At 61.1% G+C, this 20,688-nt stretch carries 21 protein-coding genes; 11 read left to right on the top strand and 10 right to left on the bottom strand.

Going from position 1 to position 20,688, the window contains the following annotated elements:
- Positions 1 to 53 precede the first annotated feature (53 nt).
- The 8 genes from SynA1544_RS12710 to SynA1544_RS12675 form a co-directional block, all read right to left on the bottom strand.
- Positions 54 to 2,186 (bottom strand): tetratricopeptide repeat protein, encoded by a 2,133-nt coding sequence (locus SynA1544_RS12710; RefSeq protein WP_255477640.1) that lies wholly within the window; start codon positions 2,184 to 2,186, stop codon positions 54 to 56.
- Positions 2,140 to 3,540, bottom strand: a complete 1,401-nt coding sequence (locus tag SynA1544_RS12705; protein ID WP_186514036.1) for a phosphatidylserine/phosphatidylglycerophosphate/cardiolipin synthase family protein — start codon at positions 3,538 to 3,540, stop codon at positions 2,140 to 2,142. The genes SynA1544_RS12710 and SynA1544_RS12705 overlap by 47 nt, the downstream gene beginning before the upstream one ends.
- Positions 3,541 to 3,579: 39 nt before the next feature.
- Positions 3,580 to 3,786, bottom strand: a complete 207-nt coding sequence (locus tag SynA1544_RS12700; RefSeq protein WP_115080616.1) for a hypothetical protein — start codon at positions 3,784 to 3,786, stop codon at positions 3,580 to 3,582.
- On the bottom strand, positions 3,777 to 4,850 hold the full coding sequence (locus tag SynA1544_RS12695; protein ID WP_186514035.1) for a DUF4912 domain-containing protein: 1,074 nt from the start codon (positions 4,848 to 4,850) through the stop codon (positions 3,777 to 3,779). Before SynA1544_RS12695 ends, SynA1544_RS12700 begins: the two co-directional genes overlap by 10 nt.
- Before the next feature lie 184 nt (positions 4,851 to 5,034).
- On the bottom strand, positions 5,035 to 5,793 hold the full coding sequence (locus tag SynA1544_RS12690; RefSeq protein WP_186514034.1) for a phycobilisome rod-core linker polypeptide: 759 nt from the start codon (positions 5,791 to 5,793) through the stop codon (positions 5,035 to 5,037).
- A gap of 108 nt (positions 5,794 to 5,901) precedes the next feature.
- Positions 5,902 to 6,495 carry a phycobiliprotein lyase gene (locus SynA1544_RS12685; protein WP_186496094.1) on the bottom strand — a complete coding sequence of 198 codons (594 nt, stop codon included), beginning with the start codon at positions 6,493 to 6,495 and terminating at the stop codon, positions 5,902 to 5,904.
- Between the two features lie 80 nt (positions 6,496 to 6,575).
- Positions 6,576 to 6,914 (bottom strand): hypothetical protein, encoded by a 339-nt coding sequence (locus tag SynA1544_RS12680; protein ID WP_186514033.1) that lies wholly within the window; start codon positions 6,912 to 6,914, stop codon positions 6,576 to 6,578.
- Positions 6,914 to 7,558, bottom strand: a complete 645-nt coding sequence (locus tag SynA1544_RS12675; RefSeq protein WP_186514032.1) for a metalloregulator ArsR/SmtB family transcription factor — start codon at positions 7,556 to 7,558, stop codon at positions 6,914 to 6,916. Before SynA1544_RS12675 ends, SynA1544_RS12680 begins: the two co-directional genes overlap by 1 nt.
- Positions 7,559 to 7,716: 158 nt before the next feature.
- Between SynA1544_RS12675 and SynA1544_RS12670 the strand changes: the two genes are divergently transcribed.
- From SynA1544_RS12670 to SynA1544_RS12650, 5 genes are read left to right on the top strand one after another with little or no spacing between them, the layout of a single operon-like run.
- Entirely contained in the window at positions 7,717 to 8,073 is a 357-nt protein-coding gene (locus tag SynA1544_RS12670) for a ferredoxin-thioredoxin reductase catalytic domain-containing protein (RefSeq protein WP_038553034.1), read from the top strand.
- Positions 8,074 to 8,078: 5 nt separating this feature from the next.
- Positions 8,079 to 9,518, top strand: a complete 1,440-nt coding sequence (sufB, locus tag SynA1544_RS12665; protein WP_114988686.1) for a Fe-S cluster assembly protein SufB — start codon at positions 8,079 to 8,081, stop codon at positions 9,516 to 9,518.
- 42 nt (positions 9,519 to 9,560) lie between these two features.
- A complete protein-coding gene (gene sufC, locus SynA1544_RS12660) occupies positions 9,561 to 10,349 on the top strand; it encodes a Fe-S cluster assembly ATPase SufC (protein WP_115080608.1) in 789 nt (262 codons plus the stop codon).
- Positions 10,350 to 10,351: 2 nt separating this feature from the next.
- On the top strand, positions 10,352 to 11,530 hold the full coding sequence (locus tag SynA1544_RS12655) for a SufD family Fe-S cluster assembly protein (protein WP_186514031.1): 1,179 nt from the start codon (positions 10,352 to 10,354) through the stop codon (positions 11,528 to 11,530).
- Complete coding sequence (locus tag SynA1544_RS12650) at positions 11,527 to 12,804, top strand: SufS family cysteine desulfurase (RefSeq protein WP_186514030.1); 1,278 nt, start codon at positions 11,527 to 11,529, stop codon at positions 12,802 to 12,804. Before SynA1544_RS12655 ends, SynA1544_RS12650 begins: the two co-directional genes overlap by 4 nt.
- Positions 12,805 to 12,990: 186 nt before the next feature.
- Here the strand turns inward: SynA1544_RS12650 and SynA1544_RS12645 are convergent, their stop codons facing one another.
- Complete coding sequence (locus tag SynA1544_RS12645) at positions 12,991 to 14,928, bottom strand: prolyl oligopeptidase family serine peptidase (RefSeq protein ID WP_186514029.1); 1,938 nt, start codon at positions 14,926 to 14,928, stop codon at positions 12,991 to 12,993.
- 49 nt (positions 14,929 to 14,977) lie between these two features.
- On the opposite strand from SynA1544_RS12645, the gene def reads away from it, so the two are divergent.
- The 4 genes from def to SynA1544_RS12625 all read left to right on the top strand — a co-directional run bounded on the left by def (position 14,978) and on the right by SynA1544_RS12625 (position 16,694).
- Complete coding sequence (gene def / locus SynA1544_RS12640; RefSeq protein WP_115009393.1) at positions 14,978 to 15,583, top strand: peptide deformylase; 606 nt, start codon at positions 14,978 to 14,980, stop codon at positions 15,581 to 15,583.
- A gap of 3 nt (positions 15,584 to 15,586) precedes the next feature.
- Positions 15,587 to 15,784, top strand: a complete 198-nt coding sequence (locus SynA1544_RS12635) for a hypothetical protein (RefSeq protein WP_006850702.1) — start codon at positions 15,587 to 15,589, stop codon at positions 15,782 to 15,784.
- 50 nt (positions 15,785 to 15,834) lie between these two features.
- A complete protein-coding gene (locus SynA1544_RS12630) occupies positions 15,835 to 16,464 on the top strand; it encodes a DUF3747 domain-containing protein (protein WP_186514028.1) in 630 nt (209 codons plus the stop codon).
- Between the two features lie 80 nt (positions 16,465 to 16,544).
- A complete protein-coding gene (locus SynA1544_RS12625) occupies positions 16,545 to 16,694 on the top strand; it encodes a hypothetical protein (protein WP_006851286.1) in 150 nt (49 codons plus the stop codon).
- On the opposite strand, the gene SynA1544_RS12620 is transcribed toward SynA1544_RS12625, so the two are convergent.
- Entirely contained in the window at positions 16,688 to 18,235 is a 1,548-nt protein-coding gene (locus SynA1544_RS12620) for a YifB family Mg chelatase-like AAA ATPase (protein WP_186514027.1), read from the bottom strand. The two genes, SynA1544_RS12625 and SynA1544_RS12620, sit on opposite strands and share 7 nt — an antisense overlap.
- 75 nt (positions 18,236 to 18,310) lie before the next feature.
- Between SynA1544_RS12620 and SynA1544_RS12615 the strand changes: the two genes are divergently transcribed.
- Both SynA1544_RS12615 and SynA1544_RS12610 read left to right on the top strand, forming a co-directional pair.
- Positions 18,311 to 18,652, top strand: a complete 342-nt coding sequence (locus tag SynA1544_RS12615) for a histidine triad nucleotide-binding protein (RefSeq protein WP_115131770.1) — start codon at positions 18,311 to 18,313, stop codon at positions 18,650 to 18,652.
- Between the two features lie 55 nt (positions 18,653 to 18,707).
- Positions 18,708 to 20,684, top strand: coding sequence for an ABC transporter ATP-binding protein/permease (locus SynA1544_RS12610; protein WP_186514026.1), 1,977 nt, complete (start codon positions 18,708 to 18,710; stop codon positions 20,682 to 20,684).
- Positions 20,685 to 20,688 lie beyond the last annotated feature (4 nt).

The following is a 20,688-nucleotide window of genomic DNA, read 5'->3' as shown; positions in this document are numbered from 1 at the left end:
TAGGTGGTTTTGTCATTGGTTGCTTTGGTCTTCGTTTGCCTTCGCGAATCTTCCTACAAAGGTTTGTAGGCCCAGAATTGATACATGCTTTGAAAAGTTGATGGATTGTTGCTCTCGAATTCACCCCAGTTGCTGAGTGAGGTGCCATTGGAGTCTTCGGGGAAGCAGTGCTGGTAAGCAGCTTTGATGGATTTCGGAAGCATGAATCCGCAAAATGCCAAGTGCTCGGCCTCTAAAAGTTTTTCCAGGGTCTCGGTGGTGAACTGATGCTCCTGAACGTGAAAGCAAAGGTCGCGACACTCGGAGAGCGAATAGAAGTCACTCGCAAGTTCAGATAAATCTTTTAGTTCGTGCTGATCATCGTCAAACACTTGCTTGCGAAAATCTCTGATGCCTTCTGGTGTGCTTTGAATGCCCAGGTTTTTGATCAGTTTTCGTGCTGCAGAGACTTTCTGTCTGGCAAGTTTGCTGTATAGACCAATCTTGAAATAGCCTCCCGGCTTGAGTTTGCTGTTCAGTGCTGCTAGGCCCTCGGCGGGGTTTTGCATGTGATGCAGCACCCCGCTGCACTCAATCACGTCGTAGATGTCTTGAAGCTGATTGGCATCCAGGATGTCCAGTTGCTGGAGCCGAGCATTACGCATGTTGGCCTCCTGAACTTTTCTTGCTGCGTAGGCCAGGCTGTTGGTGCTGATATCAATTGCCGTGATTTGCGCATTTTTATAGCGACTGGCGTTAATGATTTGGTTGCCCGTTCCGCATCCGGCGATCAAGATCTTTGGGCTGGAGTTGGGTTTTGAGAGTTCATTGCAGAAGGAGGGATTTTCAATGGTTGTCTCTAAGGAGATGAACTGAGCTGTTGGTTTTGCAAAAAGCGGGTGAGTATGGTCTGCGTGTTTGTATCGAGGGTAGGGATTTTCTTCGTACATCTGTTGTACGTTGAGTGATACCTCATTGGTTATTGTCTGGCTACGGCCGAGGCGGGCTTTGATGTCCTGCTCTGTTTCGAACTCATTGAATTGGGTGTTGATGAAGGCTTCGCTCTCATCGCTGTTGATGGGATATGAGTTGATTGCTTCTTTTGTGGTGATGCCGTGGATAGGTCGATAACAGCCAATCATGGGCAAGGTTTGATTGAAGGCTTTTTTGCTTTTCCTTGTGTCTTTAATCAGATCATCGATCCATTGTCGCTCCTCATCTGATTGCCAATAGACGTATTCGTTGAGGAAGCATTGTGTCGCAAGCGCCTCCAGCAGGGGTTTGAGCTCTGGGGGTGTGGAGCTGTGGTTTTTGATGTGCGCCAGGAATTCTTTTCTTAGGCGTGTGAGGAATTCCTCTGTCTCCTTGTGGGTTGGGATCAGTAAGGTCAGCGCTGTTCTGAACCTCCAGTCTGATGCGAGGCGATGAAAGGCCTGATTTTGGTCTGAGATGATTGGGTTTGAACCTGCGGCCGATTGGATGTCTTCGAGGTGGACTTGTATAAAGAGTTGGCCGATTTTGCGATGGGAAAAGTCATTGCACTTGAGAAGCTTTCCGTAGGCTTGTTTGGCGGAGTCTCTGTTGAATATGTTGACCTTGATGTCACTGGCAAGGTTTTTCAGGTTCTGCAGCGCTTCGATGTTGCCTTCATCGCATTCAATGGCCTTGATGGTGGCTGTTAGCGCTTCGTCTGTTTCTCCGAGGTCTCTGTAAATACTGCCGAGATTCATCTGGACAGTAGATGACTCGTGATCAAGGTCGAGTGATTTCAGTGTGAATTTCAGGGCTTGATCAAGCTTTCCGATGTCCCGGTATAGATTTCCGATGTTGCTGTAAATTTGGGGGTCTTCAGGCTCGAATTTCAGAGCTTGTTCATAGTGTTCCAGGGCTTCGTTAATTCGGCCGCTGTTCTTGCAAAGGATTCCAAGATTGCAAAAAACTGCAGGATCAGATGTTCCTGCGGTGATCATTTTTTTGTAAATCACTTCGGCTTCTCTGAGCCGGCCTGTCTTGTGAGAATAAATGGCTTGGTTGAACCATTTCTGAAAGTTCAGTTGCGGCTTTTTAGTTGATTTTCCTGCTTTGCCATCTGCTGCGCCTCCAAAACCAGCCACTACATGTTCTTGCGCTTGCTTGAGTTTAAGGCTAAGCCAGTTCTCCTTACCGTCTCGTTGCTCCGTCTCCGCATCGAATCTTTTGACGCTCAAGTTTGCGTTGGATGTGTGGTGTGATCCCCAGTTCAGCGCTCTCCCAAAGTCGATCCATCTCACGGGTGAAGTGTTTGGCGAGTTGCGGTGAGTGGATCACCAGCAGGGTTTCATCGTTGGTGTGTGCTGCTGAAGGCGACCAATTGAATGATCCCGTGATCACGGTCTTGTTATCGATCACAGCGAACTTGTGGTGCAGTTTGTCGCCACGGGCAAGCCGGGGAGTGCCGACGCCTTTGAGGGCTTGATCCAACGGCTGATTACCCGCTTCCACCTTGCAGGTGTGATCTGGAAGGCTCACCCCCAGCAGATCGAGCACCTCAGAGAAGGGGCGGCTCGCAAACCCAGGATCGGCGACCAGCCGGATCTCCACGCCTTGTTCGACCTTCTCCTGCAGCACGTTGGTGAGTTGCTGCGCGGAAAACACAAACAGGGCCATATCAAGGCTCTTTTTTGCGGCTTTCAGCTGCTCTGCCAACAAGTTGAGCCCGTGATTGCTATCCCTCCTGGGATGGGGTGAAAACAGCACATCCACGTGGATGTTGCCTACCTGCACGGTTTGCACGCTCCCTTTTGCCTTCTGCAGGCCAAAGCGACTGTCCTGCTTGCCGCCGGGGCCATCGCCCCACATCTGGACGAATTCCTGGCGGAACACCAGGGCCAGCTCAGGGCTGCTGATCCGCAGAAGGTGATTCACATTGCCGCGGCTGGATGGCCGGCCCGCATCACCATGAAGGCCAGAACTGGTGAGATTGGCGCTGCCTGTAATCACTGTGGTTTGGTCGATCACCAGAAACTTGTGGTGCATCAGGCCGCTGCCGCTGCTGCCGTCTTCGGTGTCGTCAATCAGTGGAATGTTCGCTGCTTGGAGTAGCGCTACGGCATCACCTTGGACTGCTTCGTCCGCAGTGGTGGTGCCGTTGCGATCGCTGTCGGCCAAGCGGTTCAACTGATGCCAGCGCTGTCGTTCCCGTTTGTTCAACCGGCTGGGTCGTTGCTCACTCCAGGCCTGGCGGTAATTGTTTTCCAGCACCACGGCAACGTGAACGCCTCGCTGTTGTGCAGCGATCAACGCTTGGGCAATCTTTGGAAGACTGAGCTCTTGAACAGCCACCAGAACTTCCTCGTTGGCGCCATCAATGGCTTCAATCAGCCATGCCTCCATGTCGTCACCATCGCGCCATTCCCCTGTCAGGGGTGAGCGGTAACGCGATCTGGGGTTGTGATTGAAGACCACATTGATCTGCTCGGGCATTGCCAGCCCTGCCGGAGCTGTGCCCACGACCATGCCCGCCTGGCTGCAGCCACCGCAGACAAGTGCCGCAGCTACCCATCCCAGCGTGTTCTTCAGCATCGAGACCAAGAGCCTGCCTTGATCAGAGTTCCCCGATCGTCAGTGGGGCATCTCCGATGTCTTCAGCATCGCCACAAACCAAAGTCCACTCAGAACAAGGGCGACGCCCACACCGGCTCCGATGCCCACCCGGGCCATCACCAAAGGCACCACCAATGGAAAGACCATCGCCCCCGCGAGGGGGGTGATGGCCACGAACCAGCGCAGGGTTGCTGGTGCTTTGGAATCGGAAGGGTTCAGAACCACTCGGCGCGGGCTTCGCTGGCAGGGTTGCTGTTGTCTTCAGGGGTCTCACGCTTGAAGTTGAGCGTGATGTTGCGCTTCTGCTCTCCATCGGAGGCCGTGGCTTCGATGGCATACATCTGCTCGCCATCCCTGAACGGCACCTGAATTCGGAAAGTACCGTCGGTGGAGAGAGGCACTTCTTCGCCACCGATGGTCAGGCGAGCGGAAGGGTCGGTGGCGCCGTAGACGATCAGTTGGGCGTCAGCCACCAGCCAGAAGGAGCGTTGGCGGGGAGCCACGCCACCAAGGCCAGACTCGTTGCGGCCGCTGGCCCAGAGGCCAGCCCCCGAGTCGTTCAAGCCACTGCTGTCGCCGGAAACGTCAAAGCCCTCCTGGAATTCTTCCGAGCCAACCCGACGGCGGCGGAACTGAACCGTGGCGCTTTGGTAGAGCCGCTCGTGCAGGCCACTGTTGCTCGACTCGATCGGCGCGACGGGAGCTGGAGCGGATTCAGCCGGTGCTGCATCGAGGCTGAAGGGCACGAACTGATCAAGGATCTGCTCGCTCGGGTGAAGAGCGGGCACGCGGGCCACGGAAGAGAAGGCCAGAGACATCCAGCTGGCGCCGATGCGATAGCCCAACTCCACCCGGTAATCCCTGTCACAGAGGGGTACGGGCAGATACCACTCGGTGCTGTGACTGTCGACGGGGACTTCCTGGAGGGTGTGGGGATGGGCATGGCCGTCTTGCATGCCGGTTACGTCAGCCAGGCGCAGGCAAAGTCGGCTGGCGCCGTCCTTCTGGGCCACCTTGCGATCGGCGTCGGAAATTTCCCAGAACACGTAGGCCCACTGGGGGTCGCGAGGCAGGAACACCACGCGGGTGTCGCTGCTGCCCATGGCCGGCGCGTTGAGTTCCGCCTCGATGGCCTTCAGATCTCCACCACGCTTTTGCTGACGCTGGGCAACCTCGTCGACCAGGGTCTCCTTGCTTTTGCGGCTGTAGAGCGGCACCCCTAGGTCGCTGGCGATCTGACGCAGTTGACGAAGGGTGAGACGTGCCAGGGATGACAGGGTTTGGGACACGTCTAAAAACTCCAGGTTTCGTTCGGGATCATTGTGATCCGAAAAATTCCTTTTCGAAGCGTGAAGCGGCCAAGGGTCAGTGGATGCTGACCACTGGGCGTACGTCGATCCCGGGGATCACAGTCAGAGAAACAAAAAAAGCGGAGCCGAAGCCCCGCTTTTTTGAAGTTGTTTGGGGCCGGATTCAGCGACCGATGCTGCGGTAGGGCACCTTCGACATGTAGTCCATGTCGGCGTTGCCGCTGGGTGCGGAGCCACGGGCATTGGCCATTTCTGCCACCCAGGGGAGGTAATCCTGAGGGAAGCCGCCACGCATGCGCTTGGCACGGGCGGGAACCTTCTTGGCGGGGCCACCGGCGTAAACGATCTGGGGGAAGCCCAGGATGCCGCGGTAGTACTCGTCGTAGCGGGGGCTCGTGATGTTGAAGGGAGTGTCTCCCAGGTCACGACCAGGCAGGACCCGGTTGCGCTGCGAGGGAACCGTGTCGTAGCCGAAGGCATCGAGGTACTCGCTGCTGTCCAGCAGGACATCCACGAGGCCTTCAACGCCCTTGGTTGCAATCACGATCGACCAGGCGATCTCCTCAGACTTGTTGCTCTTGCGGCCCAGCAGCTTCTCCACAAGGTGGCGCACCACCTTGTAGTTGCTGTTCATGCCATAGAAGCTGCGCTTGAAGGTGTCCGACAGGCAGAGGCCACGCACGAAGTCGCGAACGGTGATCTGACCGTTCTTGAGCTGGGATTCCAGGTTCACGTCCCGGTCGGACTTGAAAGCATGGAAATAGATCTGGCGATACGCACTTTCGATCGCCGTCCTCAGGTTGTCCGGATCCATGGCGATGTCCATGGAGTTGGCCCGAGGTGAGTCGTCGGACTTGATCCGCAGCGCGGCCACCCGAGCGTTTTGGGTGGTCGGTGCGTACTCCAGAAGAGGAATGGCCACGCGAGCTACAGCATCCACTGCCCGCGATCGTAGAAGTGATGGGTCTTGTGCTCTTCAGCTGCTGTTGCAGCGATTACATGCCGTAATACTTTCTCTAAGTACTTCCGCTTACCAGCCGAAGGGAGCGAGGGCGGCCCCACTCGTAGCTATGGCTGGGCTGGGCTGATCAACATCGTCCAGCTGCCGGGTCTCGATGCAGAAGGAGGCGTTGTTGGAGAGCCCCTGCACCGTGCTGGTGCGCAGCCGCACGTTCTCGCTGGCGAACCAGAAGCGCTCCAGGGAGCTCATCATTTCGTAGTCGGTCGTGAGGATCAGGCCGTTTTCGTCATCCATGCGGAACTGACCCGCCACCGGCGCTTTCTCGGCGTAACCGCGATCCCGCAGCAGCAGTCCCCGTCGTCCCGTTTCGTCTTCGGGGATCAGTCCGAACATGGTCTGGTCTTCGTGGGATTCACCGGCCCGATCCCAGGCCATCGATCCGCTCCAGCGCACCCAGCAGCCCCCCACGATCTGCTCAACGCTGGCGTTGTTGCGTTCGGCGATCTCCGCAAGGCGTTCGTCGCCCTTGAGCAGTTCCTCCACAACGATGAAGGAGGCGCCGGCTTCGGCGCGGCGATGCAGCAGGTGGTGCTGGCTGCGCTGTGAGGTCCAGCGGCCACAGCTCAGACGAAAGAAGCTGAGGGCGTCCGAGATCTCAAGCATTGCCGGCGTTGAGGAAGTGAAGTGATGATGGCAGCCCGACCAGGTCAGTCACGGCAGCCAGGCCACCCCCGACGGTCATGTCAGCCACGGCAGCGGGCTTCGGCGGCGCTGATCAGATCGTCGAGGGTCAGCGCCAATGGAGGCTTGCCCAGCTCAAGCGCCAGTTGTTCCAGCTGATCGGCGGCAGCATTGAGCTGCAGCAGCAAGGTGTCGAGGAATGCCGGATCGTCAGCGACCACGGGTTGCTGCTGGCACCAGCGGCGCCGTTGATTTTCGTCGGGGATTGCTCCAGTGCTCCCTGGAGCGGCCATGGATTGAAAGCTGTCCAGGCAGTGGCTCAGCACCCGCAGGTGATGGCGATCGAGCTGGGGCAGCAGGGTGGAGTCGATGCGTTCAATCGCGGCGCGGTCGATGGCCATCAGCCCTGCGCCAAGGGAGTGATGCGGAAGCCGCAGGCGTGGCCGCCCTCGAGCCGCCAATGCACCCGTTCCACCCGGCAGTCCGGCAGGGTGCGGCGAATCAGCAGCAATTCCTGGTCGCAGACCGCAGGAAATTCTTCAGCAATGCGCTGCACCGAACAGTGGGCCTCCTCGAGCCGCCAACTCACGCCGTCGTCGTCCCGGCTGCAGACGGTCACATAGCCCTCGTCGCGCCGCAGCCGTGCCAGGTGTTCGAGGCGAGCCTCCAGGGAGGCTTCGCCAAGGCTTTGCCGGTACTGGCTGGCCTTCGACTCCGCCTGCTGATTGAGCAGCTGGCGCACGGTCGCTTCGGGGAGATGGCTGCGCATCGAATCCAGCAGGCCAAGGGCGAAGCGGCCGCTGCCGTCGGGGAACTGGGCCCGTCCTTCGTCGGTGAGGCACCAGCGGTTGCTGGGTCGACCTGGGCCGCTGGCATTGCTGCTGGCGCAGACCAGGCCGCTGCCGGCGAGGGAGCGCAGGTGCCGCCGCATGGCCTGAACCGAAATGCCCACGGCATCGGCAAGGGTGCCAGCGTCCTCCTCCCCGCGCTCCAGCAGCAGGGAGAGCACGGCGTCGCGGGTGCTGGCGGGGGCCGAGGCGCTCATGAGGAGGCGAAACCTCCCCACACGATGCCATCGAATTGCCACGTCATGTTGGCCGTGTTGAGGGTCACAATGGGGAGCCCGCTGACCGGAGGCCTGTTGGCTTAGGCTTCCAGAAAGGAAACCGCGGGGTTTCGTAATTCGCCGCTCCCTCCACTTCCATGTCCGACGCCCCTCAAGAGCCGACAGCAGAAAGCCTGGAGGTCATCCGCAAGTTCGCTGAAACCTACGCCCAGCGCACCGGCACGTATTTCTGTGCTGACCCCAGCGTCACCGCTGTTGTTCTGAAGGGTCTGGCGCGTCACAAGGACGATCTGGGCGGAGCGCTGTGCCCTTGCCGCCATTACGAAGACAAGGAGGCCGAGGTCTCCCAGGCCTTCTGGAACTGCCCCTGCGTTCCGATGCGCGAGCGCAAGGAATGCCACTGCATGCTCTTCCTCACCGAGGACAACCCCTTCGCTTGCCCTGAGAAGACGCAGACCATCACCACCGAAACGATTAACGCCACCGCCGGCTGAGCTGAATGACCAGTACCTCCACACGGGATCTCGTTAGCCAGCCGTACAAGTACGGCTTCGTCACCGAGATCGAGACCGACAAGATCGCCAAGGGTCTCAGTGAAGAGGTCGTTCGCCTGATCTCGGCCAAGAAAGAGGAGCCGGATTTCCTGCTGCAGTTCCGGCTCAAGGCGTTTCGCCACTGGCTCACCCTCGAAGAGCCCGACTGGGCTGCTCTGGGTTATCCCGAGATCGATTACCAAGACATCGTTTATTACGCGGCTCCCAAGCAGCAGGAGAAGAAGGCCAGCCTCGATGAGGTGGATCCGAAGCTGCTGGAGACCTTCGACAAGCTCGGCATCCCGCTGAGCGAGCAGAAGCGCCTCAGCAACGTGGCGGTGGACGCTGTTTTCGACAGCGTTTCGATTGCCACCACCTACAAGGAAAAGCTGGCCGAACACGGGGTGGTGTTCTGCTCCTTCAGTGAGGCGGTCAAGGAGCATCCCGAGCTGATCGAGCGCTACCTCGGCACGGTTGTCTCCAGCAACGACAACTATTTCGCCGCTCTGAACTCAGCGGTGTTCAGCGACGGATCCTTCGTCTTCATTCCGAAGGGCGTTGAGTGCCCGATGGAGCTCTCCACCTACTTCCGGATCAATTCCGGCGACACCGGACAGTTCGAGCGCACCTTGATCGTGGCTGAAGAGGGTGCCTCGGTGAGTTATCTCGAAGGCTGCACGGCACCGATGTTCGACACCAACCAGCTGCATGCGGCGGTGGTGGAACTGGTGGCCCTCGACGACGCCTCAATCAAATATTCCACGGTTCAGAACTGGTATGCCGGTGATGAAAACGGCGTCGGCGGCATCTACAACTTCGTCACCAAGCGCGGTCAGTGCCGCGGTGATCGCAGCCGCATCAGCTGGACCCAGGTGGAGACCGGTTCTGCCATCACCTGGAAGTACCCCAGTTGCGTGCTCCAGGGTGCTGACTCGGTGGGTGAGTTCTATTCCGTTGCCCTCACCAACAACTGCCAGCAGGCCGACACCGGCACCAAGATGGTCCATGTCGGACCGCGCACCCGCTCCACGATTGTGAGCAAGGGCATCAGTGCAGGCCGATCCAGCAACAGCTACCGCGGTCTTGTGCAGATGGGGCCCAATGCCAAGGGCGCCCGCAACTACAGCCAGTGCGATTCGATGCTGATCGGCGATCAAGCCGCCGCGAACACCTATCCCTACATCCGTTCTCAGCAGCCGCAGGCAGCCATCGAGCACGAGGCCAGCACCTGTCGCATCTCCGAAGACCAGCTCTTCTACCTGCAGAGCCGTGGCATCGGGTTTGAAGAGGCCGTCTCAATGATGGTCAGCGGCTTCTGCCGTGACGTTTTCAATCAGCTGCCGATGGAGTTTGCCGCTGAGGCCGACAAATTGCTGGCTCTCAAACTTGAGGGGTCCGTGGGCTGATTCCCTCCCCCACCTTGTCTCTGTTTTTTAACGACGCCTTCCGTGATTCGCCCTGACGCTGAGCTGCTGCTCGACATCCAAGACCTGCATGCCTCCGTCGAGGACAAGCCCATCCTCAAGGGCGTGAATCTGCAGGTGAGGGCTGGTGAAGTCCATGCCGTGATGGGTCGCAATGGCAGTGGAAAGAGCACGCTCTCCAAGGTGTTGGCCGGGCATCCGGCCTACCGGGTCACGGGCGGCAGCGTTCGTTATCGCGGCCAGGATCTGTTTGAGCTGGAGCCTGAAGAGCGGGCCCGTCTGGGGGTGTTCCTCGGATTCCAGTACCCCGTTGAAATCCCTGGCGTCAGCAACCTGGAATTCCTGCGGGTGTCCACCAACGCCCGGCGCGAAAAACAGGGGGAAGAGGAACTCGACACCTTTGCCTTTGAGGATCACGTGCACGACAAGCTCAAGGTGGTGCAGATGGACCCTGCCTTCCTTGAGCGCAGCGTGAATGAAGGCTTCTCCGGGGGCGAGAAAAAGCGCAACGAGATTCTGCAGATGGCGCTGCTGGAGCCCGTGGTGGCGATCCTGGATGAAACCGATTCCGGCCTGGATATCGATGCCCTGCGCATCGTGGCCGGTGGTGTGAACCAGCTGGCGACGGAAGACAACGCCACGCTGCTGATCACCCATTACCAACGTCTTCTCGACGAGATCACCCCGGACTATGTGCATGTGATGGCGGCAGGCCGGATCCTGCGCACCGGTGGACGGGAGCTGGCCCTTGAGCTGGAGCAGACGGGATACGACTGGGTGGATCAGGAGCTGGCCGCTCAAGGAGCCGCTTGACCATGGCGAGCAGTGTGCTGGCGCCAGTGCAGGAGCGCGGTCGAGCCGCGCTTGAACAGCTTGGTCTGCCCAATCGCCGCCAGGAGCCCTGGCGCCTCACCGACCTCAAACGGCTTGCGGAGGTCTCCGAATTGCCGGCCAGTGCCTCGCCACTGTCCACATCTTTGCCGGCCAGCCTGGACGGGGTGACCCGTCTGGTGCTCAATGGTTTTGATGATCCCCTGGCCGGCCAGATGCTTCCGGAAGGAATCACGGCGCTGAATGCCGAAGAGCTGGAGCAAGCCCTTGGCCACACCCTGGATCGCTGCGGTTGTGCCCAGGTCTGGCCCGTGGAGTTCAACCATGCCAAAGCCCAACAGATCCTGGCCCTCAGGGTGCGGGGACGGGTTGGCCCGTTGGAGCTGGTGCTGGCGGCGGGTGCGGGGTTGAACGCCACGCGGGTGCTGCTGCTGTTGGAGGAAAAAGCTGAGCTTGAGTTGATGCAGGTGCTGCTGGCTGAGGGGGCGTCGGCCCACAGCCATGTGCTGGAAGTGCATCTGGGGCAGGAGGCCCAACTGCGCCATGGCGTGCTGGCGACGGCGGATGGCGCGTCATCGCTGATGGCCCATTTGGCTGTGGAGCAGGAGCCCCGCAGCTCCTATGCCCTCACTTCGGTGGTTCAGGGCTGGAATCTGGGACGGGTGGAGCCCCGGGTGGTGCAGGTGGATGGCCAGGCAGAGACCGTGCTTAAAGCTCTGGCCGTCACTGGCGCCGAGCAGCAGCTGGCCACCCACACCGCGGTGCGCTTCGACGGGCCGGAGGGGGAGCTGGATCAGTTGCAGAAATGCCTGGCCGGCGGCCAGTCCCACGCAATTTTTAACGGCGCCATCAGTGTTCCCCGCGATGCTCAGCGCACCAACGCCGCCCAATTGAGCCGCAACCTGCTGCTGTCTGATCGGGCCCGGGTGGACACCAAGCCCGAGCTGGAGATCGTGGCGGACGATGTGCGCTGCGCCCACGGCGCCACCGTGTCGCAGCTTCAGGACGATGAGCTGTTCTATCTCCAGAGCCGGGGCATCGCTGCGGCGGATGCAACGGCGCTGCTGCTGCGCGGGGCCTGCCAGGAGGTGATCGCCCAGCTACCTGCTGCCGCGCAGGCGTGGCGCCCCCTGGAGCGCGTGATGGAGAGCCTCGCCCCATGACGATCGCCGAAGCACGATCCAGTGCTGATTTCGTGGATTTATCGTCTCGATATCGTGCTGATTTCCCGATTCTCGAGCAGTTGGCTCCGGATGGCCACCCGCTGATTTATCTCGATCACGCTGCCACCAGCCAGAAGCCCCGTCAGGTGCTCGAAGCGCTGCAGCAGTACTACAGCTGCGACAACGCCAACGTGCATCGCGGTGCGCACCAGCTCAGTGCCCGTGCCACCGATGCCTTTGAGGCGGCCCGCAGCACGACGGCGGCCTTCGTGGGTGCGGCCAGTTCCCGCGAGATTGTCTTCACCCGCAATGCCAGCGAAGCCATCAATCTGGTGGCGCGCACCTGGGGGGACGCCAGCCTCAAGGAGGGGGACGAAATTCTCCTCACGGTGATGGAGCACCACAGCAACCTGGTGCCCTGGCAGCTGTTGGCGCAGCGCACCGGCTGCGTGCTTCGCCATGTGGGCATCACCGAATCCGGTGAGCTGGATCTGGAGGATTTCCGGGCCCAGCTCAACGAGCGCACCCGACTGGTGAGCCTGGTGCACATCAGCAATTCCCTCGGTTGCTGCAATCCCTTGGATCAGGTGATCCCCGCAGCCCATGCCGTTGGCGCCTGTGTGCTCGTGGATGCCTGCCAGAGCCTGGCCCACAAGCCGATTGATGTGGCGGCCATAGACGCCGACTTTCTCGTCGGCTCCTCCCACAAGCTCTGTGGCCCCACCGGCATGGGTTTCCTTTGGGCGCGGGAGTCGCTGCTGGAGGCGATGCCTCCCTTCCTGGGAGGCGGGGAGATGATTCAGGACGTTTACCTGGATCACAGCACCTGGGCGGTGTTGCCCCACAAGTTCGAAGCGGGAACCCCCGCCATTGGTGAGGCGGTGGGCATGGGTGCTGCGATCCGCTACCTGCAGGCAGTGGGTCTGGAGGCGATTCAGGCCTGGGAGGCGCAGCTCACCCGGCATCTGTTCACCCGGTTGCAGGCCATTGATGGTGTGCGGGTCCTGGGCCCGACGCCGGATCAGCAGCCTGAGCGTGGTGCCCTGGCCACATTCCTCGTGGACGGCGTCCATGCCAACGACATTGCCGCTCTGATCGATGCCTCCGGAATCTGCATCCGCAGTGGTCACCACTGCTGTCAGCCCCTGCACCGCATGTACGACGTGACGGCTTCAGCGCGGGCCAGCCTGAGCTTCACCAGCACTTTTGAAGAGATCGACCGCTTCAGCGAAGAGCTCGCTTCCACGGTCTCCTTCCTGCGCGAGCACAGCTGAGCTGGCTCAGGCCGCCAGCTGATCGTTGCTTGCTGCGGCCTCGCGTTGCCGCAGGGGAACAACCCGCGATAACGCAGGATCCGCATCAGTGCTTCGAAACAGCGGTCAGCTTTTCAGGCTTACCGCTTCTTGATGGGTTCCGTGGAGCACAGGTTGATGGTTCCTGCTGGCTGCTCGCTCAATCCATCACATCTGCTGAACGGGGTTGTGTGCTTTGTAACCGTCTGTTAACCCCAATTTCCGCCTGAAAAAGGCCTCGGTTTGCTTGAGCACCTCGATCTGGGTGGCTTGGCTGCGGAAGCCGTGGCCTTCCTCCTCGAACAGCCGCACCTCCACCGGGATGCCGTTGCTGCGCAGGGCCTCGGCCATGCGTTCGGTCTGCTCTGGAGGCACCACCTTGTCTTGCAAACCCTGGAAGAACAGCACCGGACAGCGGATTTGATCGGCATGCAGCAGCGGCGACCGCTGCTCATACAACGCACGCGCTGCGGGCCATTCCCCCACCAAGCCATCCAGGTAGCGCGCTTCGAATCTGTGCGTGTCTTCAGCCATGGCGGTGAGATCACACACCGCATAGCGGCAGGCGCCCGCCCTGAACACCTCGGTGAAGCAAAGTGCCGCCAGGGTGGTGAAGCCGCCGGCACTGCCGCCTTCGATGGCGATCTGGCCGGGATTGGCGCGACCGGCCTCGATCAGGGCCTGCGCTGCGGCGGCGCAGTCGGCCACATCCACCAGGCCCCAGCCCCCGTTGAGGCGCTCCCGGTAGTCCCGGCCAAACCCCGTTGAGCCGCCGTAATTCACATCCACCACGCCCCAACCCCGGGAGGTCCAGTACTGAATCGCCAGGCTGAGGCCGCGGCGAGCCATGGCCGTTGGTCCGCTGTGGCTTTTCACCAGCAGCGGCGCCGGCCCTGGTGGTTTGCCGCTGGGGGGGTAGTACCAGGCATGGGTGCGTTCACCCTGGTGCCCGTTGAACCACAGCGGTTCGGCCACGCTGATCGCCTCAACCGACAACGGTGACGTGGTGGCGGGGCTATGGCTCCAGATCGGGGTGGCCGGCCGCAAATCGATTTCCAGCAGCCCGGCCACGCTGGTGCTGTTGCTGGCCACGGCCACGGCGCGGCCATTGCAGGCGCTTAATCCCGCAAGGTCATCAAACGGTTGCGGCAACGGCTGCACCGCTCCATCCAAGCTGAGCCGTTGCAACGACCACGCCCCGCGGCTGCAGACGGCGGCGACCAGTTGCTCGCCATCCCAGGCCGTGGTGCTCATCCCATAGATCCACTGGGGCATGGCCGTTTCGGCAGCCATCGGCCAGGGCCTCTCCCAGGCGGCGTCGGCACTGGGCTGGAGCATCAGGTTCCACCAACCGGAGCTGTCCTCCGCCACAAGCAACTGCCCGTCGGGCAGCCATTGGGGTTGAAACACTGAGATGCCATCGCCTCCGGCCAGCTGACGGGGCTCGACCAGCCCGCCCGTGTCGCTGAACTCCGCGCACCAGAGACGGCTGCTGTCCCAGGGCATGGCGGGTTGCTGCCACTCCACCCAGGCGAAGCGCTGGCCATCGGGGCTCAAGCAGCCATAGCCGGCAAAGTCCGTCGGCTGGTGCAGCAGCAGCGGCGTTTGATCCGTTGCGTTCAGCGTCAGGCTCACCAGCTCGTCACGGCCTTCGATTTCACGGATGCCGATCCAGCGCTGCCTGGGCAGATCGAGCACGCCATCCGCCAGCTCCCAGTCCCCTTCCCTGCTGAGCCGTTGGGGTGCAGCCAGGGGGGTGGGTTGCTGGGGGCTGGTCTGCGGCAGGCGCCAGTCCTGACGCCAGAGGCAGCCGCGCTCGATCCAGGCCAGGATCAGCCTGTCCTGCTCCACCGCGGTGGCGAGCACCCCGCCGCCGTAGTCATGCACGCGGCTGCGCAGGTTGCTGGGGGCCGGCGTCAGTTCCTGTGGTTCTGCCTCGGAATCACCGAAACGCCGGATCAAGGCAGTGGTGCGGCCGCGCTCCTGGGGGCGCTGTTCCAGCCAGATCAGCCACAGTGTTGCATCGGGGCCACTGACCAGGGCCGGTTCCTTGAGACCCGGCAAACGGCCGACGGCATGTTGCGCGGATAACGGAGCGGCTCCCATAACGGCTGATTCAGGCCGCTTACCATGCTGTATCAACGCGGCGTTGGTCTTGGCAGGAAGCTTTGCAGAGTTGGCCCGTCAGGCCGATAAGTCGCGGGACACGATGCTGGTGCCCAAGACGGCCCTGGAAACCCCGCCGCTGGAGATTCACACCCTGGGCGATGAGGTGTTGCGGCAGCCCGCGCGCCGTATCGGCAAGGTGAACGAGCAGGTGCGGGAGCTGGCCCGCGACATGCTCCGCAGCATGTACACCGCCAAGGGCATTGGCCTGGCGGCTCCCCAGGTGGGGATTCACCAGCAGCTGCTGGTGATTGATCTCGACCTTGAAAATGCAGCCACGCCACCCCTGGTGCTGATCAATCCGGAGATCACGGCGGCCAGCGCCGGGCTCGACACCTACGAAGAGGGCTGTCTCAGCATCCCTGGGGTGTATCTCGATGTGGTGCGCCCCACCGCGATTGAACTGAGCTTCCGCGATGAGATGGGTCGGCCCCGCAAGATGAAGGCCGATGGCCTGATGGCCCGTTGCATTCAGCACGAGATGGATCATCTCAATGGCGTGTTGTTCGTCGATCGCGTCACCGATGAAGACGGTCTGCAGAAGGAGCTCAAGGAGAAGGGCTTCGAGCGCCAAGATGTGCGGAGCGTCGCCTGAGTTATGCCGATGAAACCCCTGGCCGGCGTCTTTCTGGCCCTCGCCTGTGTTCTGGGTATCGCTAGCACCGGTTGTGTCTTTGAACTGGCCTACGGCGATCCCGACCTCGGGGTCAAAACCACCAGCTGGATCCTGGCCTTGGCGGCCCCTGGCACTGTGGGGACCCTTCTGTTCGCCATTCGCCTGAACAAACCGGCCTGATCGGGGGCGACCGATTCAGGCATCACTTTTACGATCCGCTCAGTTCCTCCATGGACGTGATGGCACGCTTTCGAACCGTGGCTGCTGCCGGCCTCGCTCTCGCAGCGACCTCTGCACCTGTGGCCCTGGCCCAGGGTTCGCTGTTCACCGCGGTGCCCGTGGAGTTGAGCAATTTCGTCTTGGTGTCAGCCCCGATCGGTCAGGGCGAGCGTTCGCAGTTGAACATCTACGAGCAGCGCACCACAAAACGCCCCTGCTTCGCTGTGGCCGCGGGATCACCGGCGATGGTGGATCCCTTGTTGTCCACGTTTGACTTCACTGGAGTCTGCAACCGCTACATCGACGGCAACGGCTATTCCCTGCGGATCGGTGGTGACGACCTTGGCACCCGCTACCGGCTCAGCGTTGTGAACACCGGTCGGGATATTGAGTTGCTGGCCACGCCCACCAAGAATCCCTCCCAACCGACCATGCTCGTGGCCCGGGCCGGTGGTGCCGCCAGCGGCTTTGTTCAGCTCAAGCTTGAGCCGGGCTGGACCTTGAAGCGACGGGCCTATGGCAAGAAGAGCCTCGGCCATCTCTACGTTTATCGGGCTAGTGCACCAGGGGCGGGTTCCAGCCCGAGCCCTGCACCGGCGGTCTCTGAACAGCCTGAGAGTTCCGTGGCTCCTTCTTACTGAGTTGGCGCAGAACCGGTGAAAACACCTGTTGTCGTCCTCTGTCAGTGATTTCACACTGAAGACAGATCCCGGAGGATGTGATGAAAACAACGGTCGTTCAGTGGTTCCAGTGGTTCGGTGAAGCGATGACCCATGCCCTGGGTTCGTTCAACGACCGCCATCTCCAGCCCCCGCCGATCGGCACCCAGCCCTACCGGGATACGCCCGACAAGCGTGCTCGCGACTACTGAGCACCAGGCTGCTTGAGCAGATCTGTGCAGCGGAAGCAACTTGCTTCCGCCACGGCGTTTCGATCGACGCTGGCCCGGTCGTTGAGATCGGCAATGGTGCGCGCCACGCGCAACAGTTGAAGGCTGCTGCGCGTGCTCAAGCCGCGCTGGTTGATCAGCTGTTCCCAGAGCTCGAGTGCCGCCGCTTCGATGGCTCCGCTCTGCCGTAGCGCTGCTGCCGAGAGCCGCCCGTTGCTGTCTCCACCGGGATTGCGCCTCTGCATCCGCTGCCGGGCTCGTTCAATTTGTGCGGGGGTGCACCAGGACGCTGAAGCTTGCGTTGGGCTGGGCTGCTTCAGCACCGCTGCCAACTCCTTGGCGGAGCGCCGTTCCAGCCGCAGTTGTAGATCGAGCCGATCCAAGAGCGGGCCGGAGAGTCGCTGCCAGTAGCGCTGACGCTGGCTGATGCTGCAGCGACAGCCATGGTCGCGGTCGCCATGCCAGCCGCAGGGGCAGGGATTGGTGGCGGCCACCAAGGTGATCAAGGCTGGGAAGATCGTGCTTTGTTGGGCACGGCTGATCTGCACAGCGCCGTCCTCGAGCGGCTGCCGCAACTGATCCAGCACCGTTCGCGGAAATTCCGCCAGTTCATCGAGAAAGAGCACACCCCCGTGGGCCAGGCTGAGTTCCCCAGGACGGGGCGAGCGTCCACCCCCCAGCAAGGCGGCTGCTGAGCAGCTGTGGTGCGGTGATCGAAAGGGGCGCTGCCGTTGGAGTTGCTCGATGCCACGCAGATGGCCGGCGACGGAGTGGATGCGCGTGATGGTGAGCGCTTCCTTTCGGTTCAGAGCCGGCAGTAGGCGGGGCAGTTGATGGGCCAGGCGGGTCTTGCCGCAGCCTGGGGGACCCACGAGCAGGAGATGGTGTCCGCCTGCGGCCGAGAGGGCCAGGGCCCTTGAGGCCAGGTTGTTGTCCAGGCAGGCCCAGGGCTCCGGGTTGACGATGCGCTTGCTTGATCGGGAGCTGTTGCCAGCGATCACAGGCCAGGGTTTCTCGCCTTTGAGTTGCTGAACCAGCGCCCGCAGGTTGGGTGCGGTGCGGATCGGCAGCCCCCCAATCAGGCTGGCTTCACGGGCATTGTCGGGAGGGACCACAAGGGCCCGGGCCTGTTGCTGATTGGCCTGGTCGGCGAGGGCGATCACCCCGCGACAGGGTCTGAGGCTGCCGTCGAGGCCCAGTTCACCCGCACACCAGAGGCCCTCCAACTGGGGGCGGTCGAGCTGCCCGCTGGCCGCCAAAAGGCCCAGGGCGATCGGCAGATCAAAAGAGGGACCTTCCTTGCGTAGATCGGCGGGCGCCAGGTTGATCACCACGCGGACCAGGGGGCCGCGGAAGCCGCTGTTGCGCAGGGCGGAGCGCACCCGCTCCCGTGATTCCTGAATGGCCTTGTCCGGCAGACCCACCAGCTGGACGCCCGGCAGTCCTGGGGCCAGATCCACCTCAACCACCACCGGTCTGGCCTCCAGGCCTTGCAGGGATGCACTGAGACAACGTGCCAGCATTCTGTGGAGGGTGATGCAGGAGATTCATGCCCCTGCTGTCACACCGGTCCGGCTGTTCCTTCGTTCTCAAGCCCCATGGCAGACGACACGATCTTCGGGAAGATCCTTCGTGGAGAGATCCCGTGCGATGAGGTCTACAGCGATGAGCAGTGTCTGGCCTTTCGCGATGTCGCGCCCCAGGCACCCGTTCATGTGCTGGTGATTCCGCGCAAGCCGATCGAGAGTCTGCGCTCCGGTGCTGCTGAGGATGCGGCCCTGCTGGGCCACCTCTTGCTGGTTGCTGCCCGCGTGGCCAAACAGGAGGGTCTGGACGATTTCCGCACGGTGATCAACAGTGGCGCCGGTGCTGGCCAGACGGTCTTTCACCTCCATGTGCACGTGATCGGTGGACGTCCTCTGGCGTGGCCTCCCGGTTGAGGTCAGCGGCGAAGCGGCGCGGTGGCAGCCAGACTGAGCACAGTTCAGCAGTGGTATGACCAACCAGCTTCAGAACCTGCGCAATCAGGCCGCCAAGCTGCGTCGGCTTTCGCAGCCCTACTTCTTCCCCTACACCGAAGACAACGGCTGGCAGTTCCTTGGACTGCTGGTGAGCCTGCTCTTCTGTGTGGCCGGGATCGTGCTGTTCCTGGTCACCGGCTTGATGAACGGCCTGTCTTGGCTGTTTCCGGAGTTGTCCGGCCAGTACCTCGGGGGCGTCCAGTCGTCCCTGGCCATGCTCTGGTCCCGTGGATGGGGGGCGGGCATCAGTGCCCTGTTCGTGCTGGGAGCTGTGGTGTTTGCCTCCGTGCGGGGCCAACTCAGGCATCGACGCTGGTTGCCTTGGCTGTTTCTCGGCCTGATCATCCTGATGCTGTTGAGCGTGAATGGCATCAACGCCGGCATCACATTCCTCGCCAGGGATCTGACCAATGCGTTGATCGCCAGGGATGGCGATGCGTCGTATCGCAACCTTTGGATCTACGGCGCCTGTTTTGCTGTGGCACTGCCGATTCGCAGCCTGCAGTTTTATTTCACCCAGAAACTTGGGCTGTTCTGGCGCGAATGGTTGTCGCTGAGCCTGGTGGACGATTACCTGCGGGATCGGGCCTATTACGTGCTCAATCCCAATGATGAAGCGGCCACCAATGTTGATAACCCCGATCAACGTATTTCCGAGGATGTGCGTGATTTCACGGCACAGGCCCTTGGTTTTGCGCTGAATATTTTTGATTCGATCCTCACCTTTTCCCTCAACATCCTCATCCTTTATTCGGTGAGTGAGGGGCTCACCTTTGCCCTTCTGGCCTATGCATCCGGGGTGTCTGTCCTGATGATTGTGGCTGGCCGCAAGTTGGTGCGGTTGAACAATTTCCAACTGCGTTTTGAAGCGGATTACCGCTATGGCCTCGTACGGGTGCGTGACAACGCCGAGTCGATTGCCTTCTACGCCGGTGAGCAGCAGGAAGCCAAGGAGGTGACGCGTCGCCTGGCCACCGTCGTTGAAAACTTCAATCTGCTGATTGTCTGGGAAGTGCTGCTGCGGGTGCTGCAGCGCTCCAGCATTTACGCCAGCAATTTCATCCCCTATCTGATCCTTGCTGCACCGATTCTCGCCGGTGAGATGGATTACGGCGGCTTCGCCCAGGCGAACGTCGCCTACAACCTGGTTGAGGGATCGTTGTTTTTCATCATTTACAACATCGAAGCCCTGGCCCGGTTCTCGGCATCCATCAACCGGCTTGAAGGCTTTCAATCCAACATCTCCAACCTCGATCCGGAGGAGTGGAGTGATTACGTGCCGCGGATCGTGCCCTCTGAGCGCCTGGCGCTGCAGGGGGTGACGGTCAAAACACCGCGTACCGACAACGTGCTGGTGCGCGACCTCAGTTTTTCCCTGGGCAACGCTGAGGGGCTGTTGGTGGTGGGACCCTCTGGCTGTGGCAAGACGTCTCTGCTGCGGGTGGTGAGTGGTCTGTGGGGCTCGCCGACGGGCACCGTTTATTCCCCGGGGCAGGGCGATCTTCTTTTCATCCCTCAGAAGCCCTACATGGCACTGGGATCTCTGCGCGAACAGCTTTGTTATCCCCTCGATCAGGCCCGTTTCAGCGATGAACAGCTACGGGCTGTTTTGGATCAGGTGATGTTGGGCAAACTTCTGCAGCGCTATCCCGACCTCGACATCAAGCAGGACTGGCCGCGGCTGCTCTCTCTGGGTGAACAGCAGCGACTGGCCTTTGCGCGGCTGCTGCTCAATTCGCCCAAGGTCGTGGTGCTTGATGAAGCCACCAGTGCCCTGGATGTCGAGACCGAATCCCGCCTTTATTCCCTTTTGCGGGATCGGGAGGTGGCGTTCATCAGCGTGGGTCACCGGCCAACCCTGAAGGACTTCCATGACACCGTTCTGGAGCTCAGCGGTGATCACGACTGGCGGCTGATCCCGGCGACCAGCTATGACTTCGGGCGTTCTTGAACCG

The organism is Synechococcus sp. A15-44, assembly GCF_014280115.1.
Classification (GTDB): domain Bacteria; phylum Cyanobacteriota; class Cyanobacteriia; order PCC-6307; family Cyanobiaceae; genus Parasynechococcus.
The sequence above is the reverse complement of the archived record's forward strand: the minus strand, read 5'-3'. Positions and strand labels throughout refer to the sequence as shown.